This is a genomic window from Tenacibaculum todarodis, assembly GCF_001889045.1.
GTDB classification, from domain to species: domain Bacteria; phylum Bacteroidota; class Bacteroidia; order Flavobacteriales; family Flavobacteriaceae; genus Polaribacter; species Polaribacter todarodis.
In genome coordinates this window covers 2454647-2476277 of the sequence record NZ_CP018155.1, presented here as the reverse complement: position 1 = coordinate 2476277, position 21631 = coordinate 2454647, and the positions used below count along the sequence as shown (strand labels likewise).

Below are 21631 nucleotides of genomic sequence, written 5' to 3'. Positions count from 1 at the left end.
TAATTTTATAGATTGATTAATATTGTTATAAAAATTAATAAAAGCATAAAGAATTGTGTAACCAATAATATACCTGCTAATTTTAATTTTGTGAATTTTTTTGTCAAACCTTGCGAAAGAGCAAAAGTTTGTGATCTTAAATCTTTTAACTCTTCCTTTTTAGTGTAATTTTTAGAAGTTTTATTGAATTCAGATTGTGTCATTTTAGATATTGCTCCAAAATAATAGATAGATTTTGGTTTAGATGAAAAAAATGGAATACTCGCAATAGATAATACGATTAGATTTACGATACCAGTAAGAAGTAGTAACCAAACAGTAACTTGACCTAAAATAATTAAATCCTTAACTATATTTGTCTGTGTAAGTAAGACAATAATACCACCAGTTATAAAAGTATTAATGGCAATGTAAACAGCAGATTTATTATTAACACTATCAAAATAATGGTCAAATCTATTTATAGTATATTTCAATCTATCTTTTTCCATCTCCAGTAGTAATTAATTTTAAAGTGACTAAACCAGCCAGTATTAAAAAACCATTAGTAACTTGGTTGCTAGTTTCTTTACCATATTGTACCCAATTAGCAAAATGTTCACAATTAAAGCCTAAAAAGCTGTAAGGGTGTCCTAGCTTTTGCTTAACTCTAAATATGGCTTCTCTTGCATCTAATTGTGTTCCAGTAAATTCTCTAATTTCAATCGGTTCGTAAACTTTAAGTAATTCATAAAGTTCATTTTGTGTTACTTGTTTTACACATCCTTTTAAATTTCCAACAAATATCCCATTACCTAAATAGACGATGTAGTGATTTAGAATTCTTCCTAAACCAACTCTTTTTTTAGCTACGATAACATCTATTGGTTTTAAGCTATTTAATAATCTATTATAATCTTCCATAACTTAATTTTCTTTTCGAACTCCTTTAAAAGGTGTTTTACTTGATGTTTTACCATCCATAAAACGTCCAGTTTCTGAATCTCTTTTTATCCATATATCTGTTTTTGGGTTCTTTACTTGTGAGCGTCCTTTGACTGCTCCATGTCTGCGGTTATCTCCGCTTTTACCATTTGTTGCCATCTTAATTAAATTTTGTATATTTTAACATTTTTAAACCTCTACTTTAGAGGTGCTATGTATATATGAACAAAGTGTGACAAAAAATATTTGTCACGGAAAACACATATCATTATAATGCTATTGGATATAGAATTTCATTTATTAATTATTTCAGAAAAAGAAACAAATTCCAAAGAAGCTAAAGTTTCTTTTTCTAAAATTTATGAGTATTACAGATTGTTTTTATACAATGTAATAATGAAAAATATTAACTACAAATCACATAAAGAAGAATTCTCCAAAACGATACTAAATGAAGTATTTCATCATGTTTGGAACAATCCATTAGATTGGGATTATAAACCAGATAAACACAAATCATCAGACTCTGGTTTTAAAGCTTATTTAGCTACAATTGCATACTATAAGAGATTAGAGTATTTAAGAAATAATGAATCATATTTAAAAAATGAAACATCTAAAATTGATGATACCAACAATGATTGGCTTTTTAATTTAAAAGATGATGAGTACGAAGTTTTAGAAAAGGAACTGCCTAAAAAAAATAATCAATTAGATGTAATTTTAGCCAATCTTGATTCTAAAAAAAGAGACATCGTAAGTGTATACTTTCAACATTATGAAGAAGGAAAAAAAATGAGAAGTGAAAACATAGAGTTAATGGAATCCATGTTTGAAACTACTTGGGATAATATACGTCAAATAATTTCACGTATTAAAAAACAAATTAGAGAATCTATCAAAAAAAGCAATTAAAAATTCAGTAAAATGGAAACAAATAGCAAAAAAGATATTGGACAACTATTGAAAAAATTTGGTTACTCAATGCCCCAATCTGAAGAAGAAATTATAGCTTTTGAAAATAAATTTACAAAGGATTTTGAATCTCCTAAAGAGTGGTCTTCTATTGAAGATATAATAAGTAAAGAAATTTCTGTCACAAAAAAAGTAATAAAATTAAATGAAAATAAAGCTATCATTCCATTATCAATGGCAGCGAGAGAAGGTAAAGAAATCACAAACGCAATAAGAGAAAAAATGATTAAAGATAAAAATGAAGCGAAAAAATGATTTTCTTTCTCAATACGATGTTGTTAACTTAAATGATTTAGCAAGCGATATTTCAGATTATTACTTTCCTGACAGTCAAATCGACCCTATAATTTTAGCTGAAAGAAAAAAGATCCCTTATAGTTTTGGGAACTATTCTGATGCATTTGACGGTTTATTAGAATGCTCCAATAGAAACTTTCATATTTATATTAATATTGATAAATTAGGTCATGCTTATTCAGAAAGAGCTCGTTTTACTTTTGGTCACGAATTAGGGCATTATTTTATAGATGACCATCGAAATGCACTATTAAAAGGACTATCTCCAAGCCATTGTTCATTAACAGGTTTTAAAAGTAGAAATAGAGCCGAAAGACAAGCAGACTTTTTTGCTTCCTGCCTATTAATGCCAGAATCTAGGTTTAGAAAGTATTGTTCAAATAAAAAATTTGAATTTAGAATAATACAAGAATTAGCAAAAAAATTTGGTACCAGTATTTCAGCTACAGCTTTAAGGTTTTGTTCTATTGGCTCTCATCCAATAATGGTAGTTTATGCTTATGAAAATAATATTAAATGGTATTGGTCTTCAAATGATTTTCCTTTTAAGTTTTTGAAATTTGGTAAAGATAGACTTCCAGAAGATACGGTTGCTGGCGAGTATTTTAATTTAGGTAGAAAATTCAATAATACTCAAAAAGTTTTTGCTATGGATTGGTTTAATATTTGGAAAGATAGCCAAGCTGAAAAACCATTTTACGAACATTGCTTAATGAATAATAAACACACATTTAGTATAATTTGGGAAGATTAAAATCCAGATAAACTAAAAACATTTTCTTCGAAACAATTTCTTTATAGTTTCTTAAAAAGCACCTTCCAATGGAATCCCAGTAAAAAGTCATTTGGACAAAATAGTACAGAAAGAGCAGAAGAAATCATCGCAGATGAGTTAATCTATGAAATGATAAACCCAGAGACATTCATTAAGAAATTTTTAGATATTTCAGGAAGAGGTATTTTACCAAATAAAATAAACCAGCCCAAATATTGGGCTGGTTTATTTTCTCTTAATCTAAAATGTTTCTTCTTTTTCTCATCCAAATAAACATTAGCTGACATCCGTCACTTATCATTCTGGAAATTAATTCGTTTGAAAAATCTCTTTGATCCATAATTTTATTATTTTTAATTATTAGTATTATTAAGGATCTATCAACTAAAAAAAGACCTTTTTTTGTTTGTTTTTCTCATTACAAAAAATTAGATTTTCAATAAAATATAAAAAAAGAAAGAAATTGAAATGAGTAAATCGAGTATCAACGTGTATTTTATTTTCCTTAAAACGAGATAACTAGTCATAAACCTCATCAGAAATAAACTTAAGAAAAAAGAAAAATAAATTTTTGATAAAGGATTAATGAGATTTTCACTTTCAAAAACTAGTAAAGATTTAAAATCTCTAGTGATTCCACAAGTTTTACAAATCACATTGTACTTTTCTTTATAATAACAAGAAATTTGAAAGTTATAAAAAATAATAAAAACTATCAGAAATATAACAATCAGAGAAATATTTATCATTAAATAAGCTCTATTTGTCTTCAATTAATTGTTTTGAAACCCCATTCACATATACATTAATTACATCCAACTCTTTTGACAGTTCAGATCCTTTAAAGCCACTGATATCATCAACTTTAATATTCTTTCTATAGTGTTTTAAATACTCTCCAGATAAAGGAATATAAGACCAATGCCATCTTTCTATATTATAACCTTTTCGACCATTTACTTTGGATACGTAAACCTGAAAAAAACCATATTTATTTGCGTTTTTTACTAACCAGTCGTATTCTTTCTTACCTATCCCCTTATCAAAATAAGAATTGTTGAGGTTATTTAGGTCTATATCAGTTCCCCAGTGATGTCTAGAAGTTGAAGGCATCGAGCTATATTCTAATATTTTTTTTGCTCTATTTATGGGTTTCAAGTTTTTATACCGCTCCCATTTTCTTTCCCAAATTGATTTCTGTTCGTAGAAATTTCGTGTTCCTGAAATGATTTTTAAATTAATACCTTCTAATTTTGCAGAATTAAACATTCTAACGAACGACAAATAAGTTTCTCTTTTAATATATAAAGTTTTAGAAGAATGCATCTTTTTTACTTTTACAAAAGAAGTATCCTTTCTGTAATTAAACTTTCCTAAAATAAAATTTTTATCGAATTGATTTTCAATTTCTTCTTCTATAGGAACAAAAACTGAAATATTGGAGACTATTTCTTCAACTTTCTTTTGTTCTTTACAAGAACAGATAATGATAAAAAGCATTAAAATTCTTTTCATTTTAATTTTTATCAAAACAGCATCCATGAATCCATCCAACATTTCCTGAAGGTGTTTTAACTTTATACCAATACTCATCAATTTCCTTTCCTTTAATAGTAACAGTTATTTTCTGCTCAGATTTTTGGTTTAAAAATTCAACTTTGGTATCTAGTGGAAGATTTTCAATTTTTTCTGCATCTAAATCTGGGCTTGTTCTTACTCTTAAATTATCGACAGTTATATTGTAAATTTTATTAACCTCAATTTTTTCTTCAGAAACCTCTTCTACTAATGCTGTTTTTGGAGCTTCCACATTTACAATTTTCGACACTTTTTCTATTGGTTTAATATCTTCGTTGCTCAAAATTCCAGAAGCTTTAACAGCTTTAATTCTTTCGTTTTTCACTCTATTATTTACTTCTTCACCCATACCACAATTAGCACCTGTAAAATCAGCAATTCTGCTTTTCTTTGTAGTTTGAGTGTTTAATTCTGGATAAAATATAAAACTATCGCTACAATATTTACCATAGCCATCCCCATCGCTTCTGCTAGACTTAAGAAGATAACCTTTTATATTAACAGTTTCTTTTAATTCACCATTTGAAAATAACATAAATGCTTCTTCAACATGAAAGGCACTTATAGTTATATAAATATTATCGTACCTACTTACATAATTTATTCCCTCAGATTCATACATTTTTCTTCTAGCAACTTCAACCTTTTTCACCTTTAAATTGTAAGATATCCCATTTTCGCCTGTTACTGAAGAATTATCAGAAAAGTAGTTGACCTTTTTAATTTTTGCTTTTCTCTCATCATCTACTATTACGGTAGATACAGGTTTTGTTTCTTTCTTCTTAAAATCTATTGGTTCACCTCCATTTTCTACAATTGTTTTATTTGCTTCTTTAATTAATTCGTCACCTAAAGCATTCATAGCAGCGTATTGAGAATAAGCAATACCACAACCCAATAAAGAAGTTATTAAAGCCCCAACAATTAAACCTTTTTCATGGTTATGCTTTAATGTTATTACCAAACCTATCAGCGAAATTGATATTGCAATTATTCCAAAGAAAATAGTAAACAAGCCAAAACATGGAATAAAGGATACTAATAACGTAACAATACCTAATACCAAACCTGTTATTCCCAATCCTTTTGATAATGATTGGTATTTTAATTCTTGAGAGCTTTCTTTTTTCATGTTTAGATTTTTTAAATTTTAAGCAAATATATATAAAAAGGTTGTAAACAACCCATTGTTTACAATTGGTTATATATAATTGATTGTAAGCACCTTTGATTTATGTTAAAGCGAAAACGAAAAAAAGAAATACCTATATTCTGTATAGAATTAGGAAAACATATTAGAGAATTAAGAAAAATAAATAATTTAAGCATAGAAGAAATTGCGTTTAAAGCTGAAATTGATGCTCAAAACTTAAGAAAATACGAATTAGGTAAACAAGAGATGAAAATTTCTATGCTTAAAAGAATTGCAGATGCTTTTGGAGTTTCTCCTTCAGAACTGATAAAGTTTAACGAAGATTAATCTAAAAAATTTATTTAGCTGTATATATTCTTTACTTTTGTTGCTATAAGAACTTCTATTCCAATTTAATTAAAGGATACAGTAAATAATACTTTTTTATTAATGCGGGTAAAATCGTGGGTAAAAAATAAAATAAAAAACCCTTAACTAGTTTAAAGTCAAGGGTTTATTAAAAATAATTGAGGTGTCTAGCGGATTCGAACCGCTGTACATGGTTTTGCAAACCATTGCCTAGCCACTCGGCCAAGACACCTTTTAAGTTTTAAAACAAATAACAAGCTGTTTTAAGGATTGCAAATTTACGTAAATTTACAAGTATTACAAGCATTTTTTAATTTTAACGCTTTTTTGTTAAAACAATAACTACTTCTGCTACGTTTCCGCCTATTGGTGGATTTATTTTAGCAACACTAACTTTTGCTCTTCGTATCATTCTAATTTCTTTAAAAAAACGTGTTAAAATGCGCTCTGCAACGTGTTCTAGTAACTCCGATCGTATTGCCATTTCTTCTTTTACAATATGATTTAAATGCACATAATCTACCGTATCTACTAAGTTATCTGTTTTAGAAGATTTTCTTAAAGATGCTTTTATTTCTACATCAACTCTATATTCTGAACCAATTTTCTCTTCTTCATCTAAACATCCATGGTTAGAAAAAAGGCGTATGTTGTTTACTTGTATAATTCCCATAATGGCAAATATATCAATGTTTTTTAGTTTCCAAAGAAATCAAAAATATTACTTAATGCAGAAGTTGGAGCTTTATAAAACTCTGTATAACTACACCTTTTACAGGTAACACTTGTAAATTTTTCACTTTGAATGTTAAAAAACTTCGTCCAAAAACCTCCTGTTGCACGCATTTGTCCAACTTTATAGTCTTTTGAATTACATTTTGGACACGTATAATTTAATGGTTTACTCATAATTAAAAGTTATGTATACTTATTAGAGTGTAAAAACTTAAAATTGTTACATTTTATTTAACTTCAAACTCTTGTGCTTCTCCATTTAATTTAACGGTGTACTTTCCTTTTGGTAAATAAAACACGTTGTTTTTCGCTGCTACAACTTCAGTGTCTTTATTCTTTTTAGTATATTTTTTTCTTCCTTTTTCAGAAAAAGAAACATCAAACTTAGCCTCATTAAAACCCTTATCTGCATTTACTGTAAGTGTATTTACTTTTATGTTTTCAGAAAAAACATCTAATGTAACCTCTTTATCAGAATTTACATAAAAAGGAATAATCATTTCAGGCGTATTAGCTGGTCTCCATTGACTCCAAGAACTTCCCCATCTTTTACTTTTTTTAATATCATTTATTGAAAAAAGATGCGTATTTTTTGCTAAAATAGTTTCAGAAACTCCTTGTATAGTTTCAATATTTGCCTTGTAAATACTTCTTCCGTGCGTACCAACAATTAAATCTTTTGCTGTTGGCTGAATCACCAAATCGTGCACAGCAACATTAGGTAAGTTGTTACTAAACATTTCCCAAGAATTTCCTTGATTAAAAGAAACATACAAACCATTGTCTGTTCCCAAATACAACACATTTTCGTTTTCTGAATCTTCTTTTATAACGTTTACAGCAGCTGTTGGTATGTTACTACTTATACTTTTCCATGTTTGTCCATAATCTTCAGAAACATAAACGTAGCTTGTAAAATCATCAAATCGATATCCGTTTAAAGTTGCATACACACGTTCTTTTTTAAATTTTGAGGCAATTACTCTTGAAACCCAAAAATTTTGTGGTAAATTATTAGAAATGCGTGTCCAGCTTCCACCACCGTTCTTTGTAATGTTAATATAACCGTCATCTGAACCTGTATAAATTAAACCAAATTGAAATGGACTTTCAGAAATACTGGTTAACGTTCCGTATGCTACATTTCCTTCTTTTCCGCCAGCGGTTAAATCTTCAGAAATTTCTTCCCAATTATCTCCTTTATCTAAAGAACGGTGTAATTTATTTCCTCCTAAATATAAAATATCTTGATTGTGTTTTGATAAATGAATTGGAGTTTGCCAGTTAAAACGATATGGTTTTTCGTCTTTTTTTGGTTTTGGTTGAATATATTCTTGTTCCTCAGTTTCTAGATTTAAACGATAATAATTTCCAAATTGATAACCTGTATACACAATATTCGGATTTCTATCATCCACCTGAACCTGCATTCCGTCTCCTCCCATAATTGATTTATATGGGTTTTGACCTGTTTGATGCCACCTTTTATCAATTCTTGCGTTATTAGGGCCAAACCAAACACCGTTATCTTGCAAACCACCATACACATTATAGTTTTTTTGATTGTCTGCATATACCGTATAAAATTGTCCAACGGCAGCATTGTTTAATTTAATCCAATTTTCTCCATCATCATAAGAAATATTTAAACCGCCATCATTTCCTTCAATTAAATGCCCTGATTTTTTAGGATTTACCCATAATGCTTGGTGATCTGCATGTACGTTTTCGCTGCTAATAGACGTAAATGTTTTTCCTCCATCTTTAGATTTAATAATACCAACACCTAAAACATAAATACTATTTTCATCTTGTAAGTCTACTCTAATTTCACCAAAATAATATCCATAAGAACTATAAATACCATCTAAATAACTTGTGTGCTGTTTTTTCCAATTTTTACCACCATCTGTTGTTTTAAAAACTTCGGCACCAATTACTGGTTCTTCAAAAGCAATAGCCATTTCATTTTCTAAAAAGGTCATTAATTCTTTTGGCTTAACACCTCCAGGTCTTAATAATTGTTTTGCATTTTCTGCTCTAAATTTTTCTTGAAAACCATAAGCTTTTAAATAATTATCTAAAGTTTTGTTTCTTAACGCTAAAACATCGGCAGAACTTAAATTTTCAAATTGTTTTTTAGAAAAATTAAAAGATGTTGTTTTTTTGCCTTCGGATTTTCTTCGGTATTGACTATCATGTAAAGCATACACAATGTTTTCATTAAAAACCGCTAACCCAATTCTACCAACTCCTTCTCCAACAGGAAAACCGCTTTCATCAGAAATTTTAGTCCAAGTATTACCTGCATCTGTAGATTTATAAATTGAAGAATTTTTTCCATCACCATCAAAATTCCAAGCTTTTCTTTCTCTTTCCCAAGAAGCTGCATACATTATATTAAAATTTTCTGGTGCTATTGCAACATCTATAATTCCTGTATTTTCATCAATAAATAATGTTTTACTCCAAGTTTTTCCTCCATCAGTGGTTTTAAAAATACCTCTTTCGGAATTTGGAGAATATAAATGACCAATAGCTCCAACAAGAACTTCATTTGGATTTTTTGGGTTGATTAAAATTCGCCCAATATGATGACTGTCTAGCAAACCTACATTTTCCCAAGTTTTCCCTTTATCCGTAGATTTTAAAATACCAATTCCGGCATAACTAGAACGCGAAGAATTATTTTCTCCTGTTCCTACCCAAATAGTTCCGCTATTCCAATCAACAGCAATATCACCCACATTTTGTGTTGGCGAGTTGTCTAAAACTGGCGTAAGCGTTGTTCCGTTATTGTTTGTATACCACAATCCGCCAGAAGCATAACCCACATAAAACTCTGTTGTATTATTAGGATTCACATCAACATCTACCACACGACCACTCATAACCGTAGGTCCAATATTTTTAAATGGAATGTTTTTTACAAGTGATGTTTTAGCTAAAGCTGTTTTTTGTTTTAACGCATTTTGAACAACGTCTGTAGAAGTAGCAGTATTTTGAGCACATAGTGTTGTTGAAATCAACAACACTAAAAGTTGATAGATAGTTTTCATTAGTTTGGTTTTTAAACGTTGAAATTACGAGAAAGGTTTTACCTAAAAAAAAAATTAAGAATTATTTAAGAGTTTTAAACACAATGTATAACACCAATAATTTTATTAAGTTTGTAATAAATGAACAAACCTATAAACATATTTATTCTTTCTGTTGGAGAAAAAATTTACTCCACAAATCGTATTTATCAAGAAGCTAAAAAGAAAGGACATTCTGTACGAATTATAAATCACACCAAATGTTCCATAAAACTCTCTGGAGGTAAGCGAGAAATTGTTTACGAAGGAGAAAATATTATTGATATTCCTGATGTAATTATACCAAGAATTGGTGCTTCGGTTACGCGTCATGGTGCTGCTGTTGTTAAGGAGTTTGAAATGAACGGTATTTTTAGTACAGCACGTTCTTTAGGTATAATTAGAGCTCAAAATAAAGTAAGAACACTTCAAATTATGAACCGAAAAGGAATTCCGATTCCTGACACACTTTTTTCGGTAGATACAGACAATATAAAAGAGCAAATAGAATTATTGGGTGGTGCGCCAGTAGTTATAAAACTACAAGAAGGTACGCAAGGTGTCGGTGTTATGTTGGCAGAAAGTAAAAAATCTGCCAAATCTATTATTGACACCATGTATAGCATGAATAATAGCATTTTATTGCAAGAATTTATTAAAGAAAGCAATAGTGAAGATTTTAGGGCTTTTGTAGTAGGAAATAAAATTCTTTCAGCAATGAAACGTAAAGGTTTAGACGATGATTTTCGCTCAAATATACATCGTGGCGGAAGTGGTTCTGTAGCTGTTTTAACTGAACAGGAACAAAAAATGGCAATAAAAGCTGCAAATTATCTAGGTTTGCCAATTGCAGGTGTAGATATTATAAGATCTAAACGTGGACCTTTATTAATTGAAGTAAATTCTACACCAGGTTTACAAGGAATTGAAGCGTATACAAAAGTAAATATAGCTGAAGGAATTATTAATTATGTGGTAAATAAATGTTTGAAAAAGAATTTAAAAACGAAGTAGTAGAAATACGTGGTCAAAAAGTTGGTTTAGGAGAATCTAAGCTAATAAAAATACCAATTGATAGATTACCAACTGGAACGTTAATTGAAATTCCTGTCTATATTTTTAATGGTAAAAAAGCAGGGCCAACTGTTTTATTGCAAGGTGGTTTGCATGGAGATGAAGTTAATAGCATTGAGTTGGTAAGACGATTATTGATTGACAAATCTTATAAAATTCTTAGCGGCTGTGTAATAGTGGTTCCATTATTAAACATTTTCGGGTTTATAAATTTATCTAGAGACATGCACGGTAAAGATGTTAACCGAAGTTTTCCAGGCTCAAAAACGGGTTCCTTAGCTAGTAGAATGGCATATTATTTAATGAAAGAATTAACTCAAAATGTAGATTTCGGTATCGATTTTCATACTGGTGGTGGGCAACGAAGTAATTTTCCACAGATTAGATATACTCCAGAAGATAAAAATGCAGCAGCATTAGCAACAACCTTTAAAGCGCCAATGATGTTTGGGTCAAAATTAATTGCCAAATCTTTTAGAAACTCTTGTTACAAAAAAGGGATTCCTATAATTGTTTATGAAGCTGGAGAATCCCTCCGATTAAATGAAGAAGCCATTCAACAAGGAATATACGGAACACTACGTGTGCTTAGAAGTTTTAATATGATAAGTAGCAATGTTAAAATTCCTGAAGGAGAAAAATCAATTATTATAACCAAACGAAAATGGATACGCGCCAAAGTAGCTGGGCTTTTTAATTTGAAGGTAAAAAATGGTGAAGAAATAAAAAAAGGGCAAATTCTTGGTTTTATTATGGATACCTATGGCGAAACAAAGTTTGCAGTAAAAGCACCTCAAGACGGTTATATTATATCAGTAAATTTCTTTCCAATAGTAAATATGGGAGATCCTCTTTTTCACTTTGGAAGCTAACAATCAAACTCTTAACCTTTCAACAATTAATCAGTTTTGTAAATAATCGTAATTTTTTTGTTATATTTAGAATCTATTAACTAATTAAAAACAACTAAATTACTATTGAGTTAATCATCAACCAAAAATCAACGAGAAAAGATGCTTTTTAAGCATCTTTTTTTATGCGCTAAAATCAATTTTAATAGCTGTACCTTTGCAAACTCATAGAAATACCAATAAACCGTGTATTTCTAAACAAATAACTATGACATTTAAATCTTTAGGATTAACTGACGCTTTATTAAAAGCCATTGAAGAAAAAGGATATACAACTCCATCACCAATACAAGAAAAAGCAATTCCGCATATTTTAGCAGGTAAAGATGTTTTGGCATCTGCACAAACCGGAACAGGAAAAACAGCTGGTTTTACCTTACCTGTTTTACAATATTTATCGGAAACTAAACATCCAAAATACAGACCAGTACGTGCTTTGGTATTAACTCCAACAAGGGAATTAGCTGCTCAAATCTTAGAAAATGTAAGAGAATATAGTACACATTTAGACATAAAATCTACCGTTGTTTTTGGTGGTGTAAAAGCAAGCGGACAAATAGCAACTTTAAGAAGAGGTGTAGATATTTTAGTAGCAACTCCTGGTAGATTATTAGATTTACACAGCCAAAAAGCCGTGTCTTTTAATCGTATTGATGTGCTTATTTTAGATGAAGCTGACAGAATGTTAGACATGGGTTTTGCTCGTGATTTGAATAAAATAATGAGTTACTTGCCTGCAAAACGTCAAAATTTGTTGTTTTCAGCTACTTTTTCAAAAGAAATTAAAAGACTTGCTGAAGGGATTTTAAAAAATCCTGTTATGGTAAATGCGGCACCGCAAAATTCTACCGCAGAAATGGTTTCTCAAAAAGCCTATTTAGTTGATAAAGGCAAAAAAACACAAGTAGTTACCAACTTAATTAAAGATGGAAATTGGAATCAGGTTTTAATCTTTACAAGAACTAAACATGGAGCTAATAAATTAACAAAAAAATTAATTGGAGCAGGTATTTCTGCAGCTGCAATTCACGGAAATAAAAGTCAAGGTGCTAGAACAAAAGCGTTAAAGAGTTTTAAAGAAAATACCATAAGAGTTATGGTAGCAACCGATATTGCTGCTCGTGGATTAGACATTCCGTTATTACCACACGTAATTAATTTTGAGTTACCAAATGTACCCGAAGATTATGTACATAGAATTGGTAGAACTGGTAGAGCTGGAGCAAGCGGACAAGCTATTTCTTTAGTTTGTAGCGAAGAAACTGAATATCAAGCAGAAATAGAAAAGCTACTTAAGAAAAAACTAGAAACCGAAATAATTGAAGGCTTTGAACCAACAGATACTGCTGGCCCAAAACGTGCTGCTACTCAGAAAAAAGGTTCTTTCAACAAAAAGAAAAAAGGTGTTGGCGCTTCTCATAGAGGCGGTTCTGGAACAAAGAAAAAAAGACCGTCAGATGGAAATTCTGAAGGAGCTGGTAGAAACAGATCTAGAAATAGACGTAGATAAAATTTAGATTGACAAAATACAAAGCATCTTTTATTTATCGGTTTAAACTTGTACTTTTGATTTTTATAAAAACAAATCAACAATGAAATACCACCAAATAGACCGCAACTTATTTATAGAAAATCGTAAAAACTTTGCTTCAAAAATGAAGCCGATGAGTTTAGCTGTTTTTAATTCTAATGATATTTATCCGATTTCAGCAGATAGTACGTTGCCTTTTGAACAACACAGAGATATCTTTTATTTAAGTGGTGTAGATCAAGAAGAAAGTGTTTTGGTATTGTTTCCTGATTCTCCGAAAGAAAAATTTAGAGAAGTCTTATTTTTAAAAGAAACTAACGAGCATATTGCTGTTTGGGAAGGTGAAAAATTAGACAAGGAAGCGGCTTTAAAAACAAGTGGAATTAAAACTGTTTTCTGGTTACAAGACATCGAAAAAGTGTTTGCAGAAATGATGGCCTTGGCAGAAACTGTTTACATAAACACCAACGAACATTACCGCGCAAAGGTTGAAACTGAAACTCGCGAAGACCGTTTTACAAAATGGTTATTAAATAAATATCCTGCACATTCGGTTGCTAAAAGCAGTCCTATTTTACATCGTTTACGCTCTGTAAAAAGTAAGATTGAACTCGATTTAATGCAACAAGCCTGTGACATTACCGAAAAAGGTTTCCGTAGAATTCTAAACTTTGTAAAACCAGATTGTTGGGAGTTTGAAATTGAAGCAGAGTTTATGCACGAATTTTTAATGAATCGTTCTAAAGGATTTGCCTATACACCAATTATTGCAAGCGGAAATAATGCAAATGTGTTGCATTATATTGAGAACAACCAACAATGTAAAGCGGGCGATTTAATTTTGTTTGATGTTGCTGCGGAATATGGAAATTACGCTTCAGACATGTCTAGAACAATACCAGTTTCTGGTAGGTTTACAGACAGGCAAAAAGCAGTTTATAATGCTGTAAATCGTGTTAAGAATGAAGCTACAAAAATGCTTGTTCCTGGAACAATTTGGGAAGATTATCATGTAGAAGTTGGGCATTTAATGACTTCAGAATTGTTAGGTTTAGGGCTGTTAGATAAAGCCGATGTACAAAACGAAAACAAAGATTGGCCAGCGTATAAAAAATATTTTATGCACGGAACATCGCATCATATTGGTTTAGACACGCACGATTATGGTTTGCTACACGAACCAATGCAAGCAAACATGGTGTTTACCGTAGAACCTGGAATTTATTTACCAGATGAAGGTTTTGGAATTCGTTTAGAAGATGATGTTGTTATTCAAAAAACGGGAGAACCTTTTAATTTAATGCGTAATATTCCTATTGAAGCAGATGAAATAGAAAGCTTAATGAATTAATTTTATTTTAAAACAAAAAGGCTTCATTTTTTAATGGGAAAAGAATACATATACTCAAATTACACATACAATAGTAAAAATCCTTTAGCTAGGTTTTCTCATAGAAAAAGGTTTTTAATTGGGTTGAATATTATTTTTGAAGAAAAATTTAGCACCATTTTAGATTATGGTTCTGGAGACAATAAGTTTTTAAAAGAAATTCTAAAGCGAGATAAAAACATAGAACTGAGTGCTTACGAGCCTATAATGGCTAATCAATCTACAAGTAATATTAAAACCTATACTAAATTAGAACAATTAAATTCTAAAGTTTTTGATGTTGTAACTTGTTTTGAAGTGTTAGAACATTTTAACGAAAAAGAACAGCAAAAAATGCTTTCTTTTTTTCATAAAAAACTTAGTAACGGCGGAAGATTATTAATTTCTGTACCTATTGAAATTGGATTCCCTTCTCTTATAAAAAACATAAGAAGAATGGGATTTGGTGGAAGTTTTTCTGGAAATTTAAAGAATACTTTGAAGTGCTTTTTAGGAATGGAAGTCCCAGAAATCAGGAATGCTGAAGGTTATATTTCTTCTCATGTTGGATTTAATCATAAAAAATTAGAAGCTCTTTTTCACAATCAATTTGAAATAGTAAAAAGGAGAAACTCACCTTTTGGCAAACTTAATTCGCAACTTAACTCGCAGGTTTTTTATCTACTTAAAAAAAGATAAAACTTAGTTTTTCTTTATATTCGCACAAATTAAAAGAGGTATGCTGAAAATCTTTAAAAGAGTAAGTAATTAAATATTATTATATAGCTATGAAAAAACATTTTTTGATTGTACTTTTTTTGATTTCAATTCTAACCTACTCGCAGGAAAAAATTCAAGAACCTAATTTTATAGGAGAAGCTTTTATTCTCAAATCAGATAACACCCCTTTAGTAATGGAAAAACAAAACGTAAAACTTAGAACTGGCGCTGGTTTTAGTATTGCTCTTGTTACTGTTGCTAAGACTAAAACAAAAATTAGGGTAGAAGGTTGTTGTTCAACCGCTATATATAACCCAGAAAATGAAATTAAAATTGTTGTAAGAGCTGTTGATAATGAAACAGACCCAATGTCTATCGTAAACATTTTTAAATTTAAAAGAAAGAAGAAGAAAAGACTAGCAGAATTAGCTTCTTACGGTATTTGGTCTAGTTCAACTAACAATCTTGATCTTTTAAAATTTAAAGGTGAAAAATATGGTGAAAAATCTTATTTATTAACAATCAATAAGTTTGATAGAGACAGTGAATATGGGATTATCGTTACAAATCCAAATTCATTAGATGAAAAAAGAGCAATTGTTTCAACATTTGCAATTAAATAAAAAAATATTTTATATAAATAACCAAAAAACCTCATCAAATTGATGAGGTTTTTTTATACTTTAAAACACAATGTGTTTACATTTTCTGTAACCATGCTTTCGCATCAACTTCTGCTTTAATAATAGCATTTAAGTCGGCAATTGCAACACGGCTTTGTTCCATTGTATCTCTATGACGTATGGTAACTGTTTTATCTTCTAATGTTTGATGATCTACAGTAATACAAAACGGTGTTCCGTTTGCATCTTGTCTTCTGTAACGTTTACCAACTGCATCTTTTTCGTCATAAAACACGTTAAAATCCCATTTTAAATCGTTTAAAATCTCACGTGCAACTTCTGGTAAGCCATCTTTTTTAACCAACGGTAAAACCGCTGCTTTAAATGGTGCTAAAACTGCTGGTAATTTTAAAACGGTTCTTGATGTTCCGTTTTCTAAAGCTTCTTCTTGCAAAGAATTAGAGAAAACAGCTAAAAACATTCTGTCTAAACCAATTGAAGTTTCTACTACATAAGGAACGTAATTTTTGTTTTCTTCGTGGTCAAAATATTGTAATTTTTTACCTGAATATTCTTCGTGTTGTTTTAAATCGAAATCTGTTCTTGAGTGTATTCCTTCTAATTCTTTAAATCCGAATGGAAATTGAAACTCAATATCTGCTGCTGCATCTGCGTAATGTGCTAATTTATCATGGTCATGAAAACGGTAATTATCGGCGCCCATTCCTAAAGATAAATGCCATTTCATTCTGTTTTCTTTCCAGTTTTCGTACCAAACTTTTTGTGTTCCTGGCTTAATAAAAAACTGCATTTCCATTTGTTCAAACTCACGCATTCTAAAAATAAACTGTCTTGCAACAATTTCATTTCTGAAGGCTTTACCAGTTTGTGCAATTCCGAAAGGAATTTTCATACGCCCAGTTTTTTGAACGTTCAAGAAATTCACAAAAATACCTTGTGCTGTTTCTGGACGTAAATATACTTTTGTAGAATGTTCTGCAGAAGCACCTAATTGGGTTCCAAACATTAAGTTAAATTGCTTAACGTCTGTCCAGTTTTTAGAACCTGTAACAGGATCTGCAATTTCTAATTCTTCAATCAATAATTTAACATCTGCTAAATCTTCATTTTCTAAAGATTTACCCATTCTTGCTAAAATAGTAGTGATTTTTTCTTGGTATCCAACAACACGTCCGTTTGTTGCAAGAAATTCTTCTTTATTAAAAGCATCACCAAAACGTTTTGCAGCTTTAGCAACTTCTTTATTTATTTTTCCTTCAATTTTGGCGCAATAATCTTCTATTAAAACATCTGCTCTATAACGTTTTTTAGAATCTTTATTATCAATTAACGGATCGTTAAAAGCATCTACGTGTCCAGAAGCTTTCCAAACGGTTGGGTGCATTAAAATTGAGGCGTCTAAACCAACAATGTTTTCGTTCATTTGAACCATTGCTTTCCACCAATAATCTCTAATATTTTTCTTTAACTCTACTCCGTTTTGAGCATAATCGTAAACCGCACTTAATCCGTCATAAATTTCAGACGATTGAAATACATAACCGTATTCTTTTGCGTGCGATAATACTTTCTTAAATTGATCTTCTTGTTTTGCCATAATGACCGCAAATATACAGTAATCTAAAAAAAATCAATAAAAAATAAGTTACTTTATACAGCGATAAACAAATGCTGGTGGAAAGTTAAGTGGTTCAAATTCTAATTTAATTTCTTCGGAAAAAACTTTAGATAATTTTTTAAAATACGTTAATGAATATTGATACTGCATAAACGTACCTTTTGAAGCTAAAACTTTATACGCTTTTTCTAAAATTTCTGTTGAAATGGCATCAGGAATTATAGTAAACGGTAAGCTAGAAATAATATGGTTTGCTTCTGAAAATCCTAGTTTTGCTAACTCTTCTTCAATTTTTTCAGCAGAAGTATTTAAAACAACCAATTGCTTATTTTTAATCTTCAATAAATCTTTATAAAAATTATCGTTAATTTCAAAACAAACCAAAGTTGCTTTTGGGTGTAGTTTTTTTAAGATTTGTTTGGTAATTACACCATTTCCAGCGCCTAATTCTACAACAACATCTGTGGTTGCAAAATCTATTTTAGCAATCATTCTTTTTGCCAAAAAACGAGAACTTGGAGTTACCGTTCCAGATGTTTTTAAACTTTTTACGGCTTCTTTAAAAAATTTGAGTCTGTTTGTCAAAAAGATTTGTTTTGTTTAACTTTAGCAAAAAACGCTGTGTAAATATGCAACTTTTAAAAGACTTTTTCCAATTATTTTACCCTAATTTATGTACAACTTGTAATAATAAATTGTTAAAAGGAGAAACTGTAATTTGTTCTTTTTGTAGGCACGACTTGCCCATTATTAATCATACAGACTATAAAAATAATAGCGTTGCTCAAACTTTCTTTGGTAGAATTCCTATTGAAAAAGCTACTTCGTTTTTATATTTTAGAAAGGTTGGTAAAACGCGCGAGTTAATTCATTCTTTAAAATATAAAGGTAATGAAGAAATTGGCACTTTTATAGGAAGTTGGTTTGGAGAAATTTTAAATGAAAGTAATCAATTCTCTGATGTAGATTATATAATTCCAGTTCCTTTGCACAAAAAAAGATTGCAAGAGCGCGGTTATAATCAACTTACAAAATTCGGCGAAGCTTTAAGTGAAATTTTAAATACCCCGTATAACAACAACGTTTTAATCAGAATTTCTTCAACCAAAACACAAACTTACAAGCAACGTTTTGAACGATTTTCTAACTCTCAAACAAATTTTACACTCTCCGATTTTACCAAATTTAAAAACAAACACGTTTTACTAATTGATGATGTAATTACAACAGGAGCAACACTAGAAAGTTGCTGTAATGAATTGTTAAAAACAGAAAATATTAAAATAAGTATTGTTACAATGGCGTTTACAGAATGATTTTGTTTCTTTGTTGTAAATATTTTTTTGTGAAAAACGTTTCAAAAATTTTACTTTTCTCTTTAATGGTTCTTGCATTGTATGATTGTGCTAGAAAAGGAAGGCCTGAAGGTGGTCCAAAAGATGAAGCTGCACCCATTTTGGTAACTGCAAATCCGCCAAACGAAACTATTAAATTCAACAAGAAAAAGATTAGACTTTATTTTGATGAATATATTGTTCTAAAGGATTTAAATAAACAATTGGTTGTTTCTCCACCAATGAAAAATCCGCCGTTGATAACACCTCAAGGAACTCCAAGTAAATATATTAATATTGAAATTTTAGACACACTAAAACAAAATACTACCTACACTTTTAACTTTGGTAATGCAGTACAAGACAATAACGAGAATAACAAGTTAGAGAGTTTTAAATATGTTTTTTCTACGGGAGATTATATAGATTCATTAACCTTAAAAGGTGTGGTTAGAGACGCATTAGTAGAAGATTTAGCTAAAAGCACAAGTGTTTTATTGTATAAGTTAGATTCTACTTTTACAGATTCTATCATTTATAAAAAGAAACCCCTGTATGTTTCTAACACGTTAGATTCTAACAATTATCAATTTACTAATTTACAAAAAGGGAACTATTTGTTATTAGCACTTAAGGAAGAAAATAACAACTATATTTTTAGCTCAAAAACAGATAAAATTGCCTTTTCTATAGATACTATTTCTTTACCTAGAGATAGTGTTGTAAATAAAGAATTAGTGCTATTTAAAGAACTACAACCGTATAAATTTAAACGCGGTAAAGAAGTAACTAAAGGTAGAATTCAATTTGGTTTTGAAGGAGAAAAAACTGAAATGAAAATTAACCTTTTATCTGAAGTGCCTGAAAATTTTAAGGCTTTTACCCAATTTGAAAAAGGTAAAGACACTTTAAATTATTGGTTTACACCTATTGAACAAGATTCTTTAAATTTTATTGTTTCTAACACTAATATTAAAGACACGACAACTGTTTTTCTTCGTAAGAAAAAAATAGATTCTTTAAATGTTTTAGCGTCAGCAAATGGCAATTTACACTTAAACGACACCTTGTTTTTTAATACAAACAACCCAATTGTAAAAACAGATGACACTAAGTTTTCTTTGGTTGATAAAGATACTGTAGCGGTAAAATTTCAACTAAAAAAAGAAGCAATAAATAAATACGTTTTCCATTTCAATAAAGAACCATCCAATAAATACACTGTAAAAGTATTACCAAATGCTTTTACTGATATTTATAACACAACAAATGACTCTATCAAGCTTTCACTTAAAACAAAAGCAATTGACGATTATGGAAGCATAATTTTAGAAATTGAAAATCAAACGGAAAGTCCAATAATTTTAGAGCTTTTATCTAAAAGCAAAGAAGTAGTTTCTAAAAAATATATAAAAGACTTAAATAAAGTTGAATTTTCTTTGTTAGAACCACAAACATATACTGTTCGCGCTATTATAGACACTAATAAAAATAATAAGTGGGATACCGGTGATTTCTTGCAAAAATTTCAACCAGAACAAATTATTTACTTCGACAAAGAATTAAAAATAAGAGCAAATTGGGTTGTAAATGAAACATTTACTATAAAATAAGTCTATTTTAAACCAAAACTTTAACTAACTTTTATATATTTGTTTTTAGACCCCTAAATAAAGAATCTTTTGAAATCCCTAATTTCAACCTTAATTCTACTTTTTAGTTGCTTTAGCCTTTTTGCGCAAAAGTACACTTTCGATAACCAACACTTAACACACGATATTGGTGTGTTTACTGGTGTTTATGCTATGCAATCTGATTATGGCCAACGATATAACTTTCAAAGTGAAGTTGGTAATGCTGCAATGTCTATAAGTTTAGTTCATTACCTTACTTTTTATAATAGAAATGCGCGTTGGAATGCGCGTTATAGACTTATTGATGATATTGCCATAAAAACGGAAATCAATTATATGACAACGGATAATTTACGTCATCATGGTAAATACGTTGAAGCTGGTGGCGGTCCTTTTTCTAATAGGCAGAAGCTTAGAGACATGAGAGGTTCTGTAAGTATCTTTAATTTTGGTGTTAGTGGAGAATATCATTTTAATGATTTACGTTCATTTAGTGCTTATTATTCTGAGTATAAATGGAATCCTTATGTTAGTTTAGGTATAATGTATTCTATGTATGAAAACGATTTAACAACTGAACATGGAGATGGAGATTGGAGAAGTGACCCAACTTTATTATACACTAAGTGGCAAGATTGGAGAGATAGAGCTGTAGGTAAAGGAAGTACAGGTTCAGCTGTTTTAGGAGCTGGAATAAGATATAAATTAACCGAAAGAATGGATTTATCTGCTCTAGGGCGTTGGCAATATTTCTTTTCTGACAATGTCGATGGACTAAACGCAAAGAATCGTCCAGAAAACAAATACAATGAATGGGCAATTAGTTTACAAGTTGGTGTTATTTGGCACTTAAATTTCTCTGATCCATTACGATTATTCTAAAAAGCAAAACATAAAAAAAAACCACAACTAAGTTGTGGTTTTTTTTATATAC

The 21631-nt window shown here is 30.0% G+C and carries 23 protein-coding genes and 1 tRNA gene; 13 read left to right on the top strand and 11 right to left on the bottom strand.

Annotation, left to right across the window (positions count from 1 at the left end; genetic code table 11):
* Positions 1-5 precede the first annotated feature (5 nt).
* The 3 genes from LPB136_RS11325 to LPB136_RS14080 are packed head-to-tail and all read right to left on the bottom strand — an operon-like array spanning position 6 to position 1083.
* Complete coding sequence (locus LPB136_RS11325; protein WP_072556433.1) at positions 6-491, bottom strand: Pycsar system effector family protein; 486 nt, start codon at positions 489-491, stop codon at positions 6-8.
* Positions 478-903: a lecithin retinol acyltransferase family protein gene (locus LPB136_RS11320; RefSeq protein WP_072556432.1), complete on the bottom strand. Its 426-nt coding sequence runs from the start codon at positions 901-903 to the stop codon at positions 478-480. The genes LPB136_RS11325 and LPB136_RS11320 overlap by 14 nt, the downstream gene beginning before the upstream one ends.
* Positions 904-906: 3 nt before the next feature.
* The gene (locus LPB136_RS14080) at positions 907-1083 is read right to left on the bottom strand and encodes a hypothetical protein (RefSeq protein WP_204218332.1); all 177 of its coding nucleotides are present in this window, start codon (positions 1081-1083) and stop codon (positions 907-909) included.
* Positions 1084-1197: 114 nt separating this feature from the next.
* On the opposite strand from LPB136_RS14080, the gene LPB136_RS11315 reads away from it, so the two are divergent.
* The 3 genes from LPB136_RS11315 to LPB136_RS11305 are packed head-to-tail and all read left to right on the top strand — an operon-like array spanning position 1198 to position 2950.
* Positions 1198-1839, top strand: coding sequence for an RNA polymerase sigma factor (locus LPB136_RS11315; RefSeq protein ID WP_072556431.1), 642 nt, complete (start codon positions 1198-1200; stop codon positions 1837-1839).
* 12 nt (positions 1840-1851) lie between these two features.
* A complete protein-coding gene (locus LPB136_RS11310) occupies positions 1852-2154 on the top strand; it encodes a hypothetical protein (protein ID WP_072556430.1) in 303 nt (100 codons plus the stop codon).
* Positions 2138-2950, top strand: coding sequence for an ImmA/IrrE family metallo-endopeptidase (locus LPB136_RS11305; RefSeq protein WP_072556429.1), 813 nt, complete (start codon positions 2138-2140; stop codon positions 2948-2950). The genes LPB136_RS11310 and LPB136_RS11305 overlap by 17 nt, the downstream gene beginning before the upstream one ends.
* Before the next feature lie 780 nt (positions 2951-3730).
* On the opposite strand, the gene LPB136_RS11300 is transcribed toward LPB136_RS11305, so the two are convergent.
* Together LPB136_RS11300 and LPB136_RS11295 are read right to left on the bottom strand one after the other, a co-directional pair.
* On the bottom strand, positions 3731-4486 hold the full coding sequence (locus LPB136_RS11300; RefSeq protein ID WP_072556982.1) for a M15 family metallopeptidase: 756 nt from the start codon (positions 4484-4486) through the stop codon (positions 3731-3733).
* A 1-nt stretch (position 4487) separates the two neighbouring features.
* Positions 4488-5681, bottom strand: a complete 1194-nt coding sequence (locus LPB136_RS11295; protein WP_072556428.1) for an SH3 domain-containing protein — start codon at positions 5679-5681, stop codon at positions 4488-4490.
* Between the two features lie 102 nt (positions 5682-5783).
* Here LPB136_RS11295 and LPB136_RS11290 point away from each other — a divergent pair, with 102 nt between their 5' ends.
* A complete protein-coding gene (locus tag LPB136_RS11290; RefSeq protein WP_072556427.1) occupies positions 5784-6029 on the top strand; it encodes a helix-turn-helix domain-containing protein in 246 nt (81 codons plus the stop codon).
* Positions 6030-6211: 182 nt separating this feature from the next.
* On the opposite strand, the gene LPB136_RS11285 is transcribed toward LPB136_RS11290, so the two are convergent.
* The 4 genes from LPB136_RS11285 to LPB136_RS11270 all read right to left on the bottom strand — a co-directional run bounded on the left by LPB136_RS11285 (position 6212) and on the right by LPB136_RS11270 (position 9844).
* A tRNA-Cys gene (locus LPB136_RS11285) sits at positions 6212-6282 on the bottom strand.
* Between the two features lie 84 nt (positions 6283-6366).
* Positions 6367-6723, bottom strand: a complete 357-nt coding sequence (folB, locus tag LPB136_RS11280) for a dihydroneopterin aldolase (protein WP_072556426.1) — start codon at positions 6721-6723, stop codon at positions 6367-6369.
* A gap of 23 nt (positions 6724-6746) precedes the next feature.
* The gene (locus LPB136_RS11275) at positions 6747-6959 is read right to left on the bottom strand and encodes a zinc ribbon domain-containing protein (protein ID WP_072556425.1); all 213 of its coding nucleotides are present in this window, start codon (positions 6957-6959) and stop codon (positions 6747-6749) included.
* Between the two features lie 53 nt (positions 6960-7012).
* Positions 7013-9844 (bottom strand): VPS10 domain-containing protein, encoded by a 2832-nt coding sequence (locus LPB136_RS11270; protein ID WP_072556424.1) that lies wholly within the window; start codon positions 9842-9844, stop codon positions 7013-7015.
* Between the two features lie 120 nt (positions 9845-9964).
* Here LPB136_RS11270 and LPB136_RS11265 point away from each other — a divergent pair, with 120 nt between their 5' ends.
* The 6 genes from LPB136_RS11265 to LPB136_RS11240 all read left to right on the top strand — a co-directional run bounded on the left by LPB136_RS11265 (position 9965) and on the right by LPB136_RS11240 (position 16090).
* A complete protein-coding gene (locus tag LPB136_RS11265) occupies positions 9965-10876 on the top strand; it encodes a RimK family alpha-L-glutamate ligase (RefSeq protein ID WP_237267387.1) in 912 nt (303 codons plus the stop codon).
* Positions 10846-11808 (top strand): succinylglutamate desuccinylase/aspartoacylase family protein, encoded by a 963-nt coding sequence (locus LPB136_RS11260; RefSeq protein ID WP_072556423.1) that lies wholly within the window; start codon positions 10846-10848, stop codon positions 11806-11808. The genes LPB136_RS11265 and LPB136_RS11260 overlap by 31 nt, the downstream gene beginning before the upstream one ends.
* A 247-nt stretch (positions 11809-12055) precedes the next feature.
* On the top strand, positions 12056-13357 hold the full coding sequence (locus tag LPB136_RS11255) for a DEAD/DEAH box helicase (RefSeq protein ID WP_072556980.1): 1302 nt from the start codon (positions 12056-12058) through the stop codon (positions 13355-13357).
* 82 nt (positions 13358-13439) lie between these two features.
* Positions 13440-14729, top strand: coding sequence for an aminopeptidase P family protein (locus LPB136_RS11250; protein WP_072556422.1), 1290 nt, complete (start codon positions 13440-13442; stop codon positions 14727-14729).
* A gap of 33 nt (positions 14730-14762) precedes the next feature.
* Positions 14763-15446 carry a class I SAM-dependent methyltransferase gene (locus LPB136_RS11245; RefSeq protein ID WP_072556421.1) on the top strand — a complete coding sequence of 228 codons (684 nt, stop codon included), beginning with the start codon at positions 14763-14765 and terminating at the stop codon, positions 15444-15446.
* 89 nt (positions 15447-15535) lie between these two features.
* The gene (locus tag LPB136_RS11240; RefSeq protein WP_072556420.1) at positions 15536-16090 is read left to right on the top strand and encodes a hypothetical protein; all 555 of its coding nucleotides are present in this window, start codon (positions 15536-15538) and stop codon (positions 16088-16090) included.
* Positions 16091-16166: 76 nt separating this feature from the next.
* Here LPB136_RS11240 and LPB136_RS11235 read toward each other — a convergent pair whose 3' ends face one another.
* Positions 16167-17708, bottom strand: coding sequence for a glycine--tRNA ligase (locus LPB136_RS11235; RefSeq protein ID WP_072556419.1), 1542 nt, complete (start codon positions 17706-17708; stop codon positions 16167-16169).
* 48 nt (positions 17709-17756) lie between these two features.
* Positions 17757-18314, bottom strand: coding sequence for a class I SAM-dependent methyltransferase (locus LPB136_RS11230; RefSeq protein ID WP_072556418.1), 558 nt, complete (start codon positions 18312-18314; stop codon positions 17757-17759).
* Between the two features lie 44 nt (positions 18315-18358).
* Between LPB136_RS11230 and LPB136_RS11225 the strand changes: the two genes are divergently transcribed.
* From LPB136_RS11225 to LPB136_RS11215, 3 genes are all read left to right on the top strand, one after another.
* A complete protein-coding gene (locus LPB136_RS11225; RefSeq protein ID WP_072556417.1) occupies positions 18359-19045 on the top strand; it encodes a ComF family protein in 687 nt (228 codons plus the stop codon).
* 29 nt (positions 19046-19074) lie between these two features.
* Entirely contained in the window at positions 19075-20676 is a 1602-nt protein-coding gene (locus LPB136_RS11220) for an Ig-like domain-containing domain (protein WP_237267386.1), read from the top strand.
* 69 nt (positions 20677-20745) lie between these two features.
* Complete coding sequence (locus LPB136_RS11215; protein WP_072556415.1) at positions 20746-21579, top strand: THC0290_0291 family protein; 834 nt, start codon at positions 20746-20748, stop codon at positions 21577-21579.
* Positions 21580-21631: the final 52 nt, after the last annotated feature.

Coding starts and splice junctions, on each gene's coding strand:
- LPB136_RS11240 (WP_072556420.1), top strand. CDS start 15,536: ATGAAAAAACATTTTTTGATTGTACTTTTTTTGATTTCAATTCTAACC.
- LPB136_RS11255 (WP_072556980.1), top strand. CDS start 12,056: ATGACATTTAAATCTTTAGGATTAACTGACGCTTTATTAAAAGCCATT.
- LPB136_RS11325 (WP_072556433.1), bottom strand. CDS start 491: ATGGAAAAAGATAGATTGAAATATACTATAAATAGATTTGACCATTAT.
- LPB136_RS11305 (WP_072556429.1), top strand. CDS start 2,138: ATGAAGCGAAAAAATGATTTTCTTTCTCAATACGATGTTGTTAACTTA.
- LPB136_RS11315 (WP_072556431.1), top strand. CDS start 1,198: ATGCTATTGGATATAGAATTTCATTTATTAATTATTTCAGAAAAAGAA.
- LPB136_RS11250 (WP_072556422.1), top strand. CDS start 13,440: ATGAAATACCACCAAATAGACCGCAACTTATTTATAGAAAATCGTAAA.
- LPB136_RS11225 (WP_072556417.1), top strand. CDS start 18,359: ATGCAACTTTTAAAAGACTTTTTCCAATTATTTTACCCTAATTTATGT.
- LPB136_RS11310 (WP_072556430.1), top strand. CDS start 1,852: ATGGAAACAAATAGCAAAAAAGATATTGGACAACTATTGAAAAAATTT.
- LPB136_RS11290 (WP_072556427.1), top strand. CDS start 5,784: ATGTTAAAGCGAAAACGAAAAAAAGAAATACCTATATTCTGTATAGAA.
- folB (WP_072556426.1), bottom strand. CDS start 6,723: ATGGGAATTATACAAGTAAACAACATACGCCTTTTTTCTAACCATGGA.
- LPB136_RS14080 (WP_204218332.1), bottom strand. CDS start 1,083: ATGGCAACAAATGGTAAAAGCGGAGATAACCGCAGACATGGAGCAGTC.
- LPB136_RS11245 (WP_072556421.1), top strand. CDS start 14,763: ATGGGAAAAGAATACATATACTCAAATTACACATACAATAGTAAAAAT.
- LPB136_RS11300 (WP_072556982.1), bottom strand. CDS start 4,486: ATGAAAAGAATTTTAATGCTTTTTATCATTATCTGTTCTTGTAAAGAA.
- LPB136_RS11320 (WP_072556432.1), bottom strand. CDS start 903: ATGGAAGATTATAATAGATTATTAAATAGCTTAAAACCAATAGATGTT.
- LPB136_RS11235 (WP_072556419.1), bottom strand. CDS start 17,708: ATGGCAAAACAAGAAGATCAATTTAAGAAAGTATTATCGCACGCAAAA.
- LPB136_RS11275 (WP_072556425.1), bottom strand. CDS start 6,959: ATGAGTAAACCATTAAATTATACGTGTCCAAAATGTAATTCAAAAGAC.
- LPB136_RS11260 (WP_072556423.1), top strand. CDS start 10,846: ATGTTTGAAAAAGAATTTAAAAACGAAGTAGTAGAAATACGTGGTCAA.
- LPB136_RS11265 (WP_237267387.1), top strand. CDS start 9,965: ATGAACAAACCTATAAACATATTTATTCTTTCTGTTGGAGAAAAAATT.
- LPB136_RS11295 (WP_072556428.1), bottom strand. CDS start 5,681: ATGAAAAAAGAAAGCTCTCAAGAATTAAAATACCAATCATTATCAAAA.
- LPB136_RS11270 (WP_072556424.1), bottom strand. CDS start 9,844: ATGAAAACTATCTATCAACTTTTAGTGTTGTTGATTTCAACAACACTA.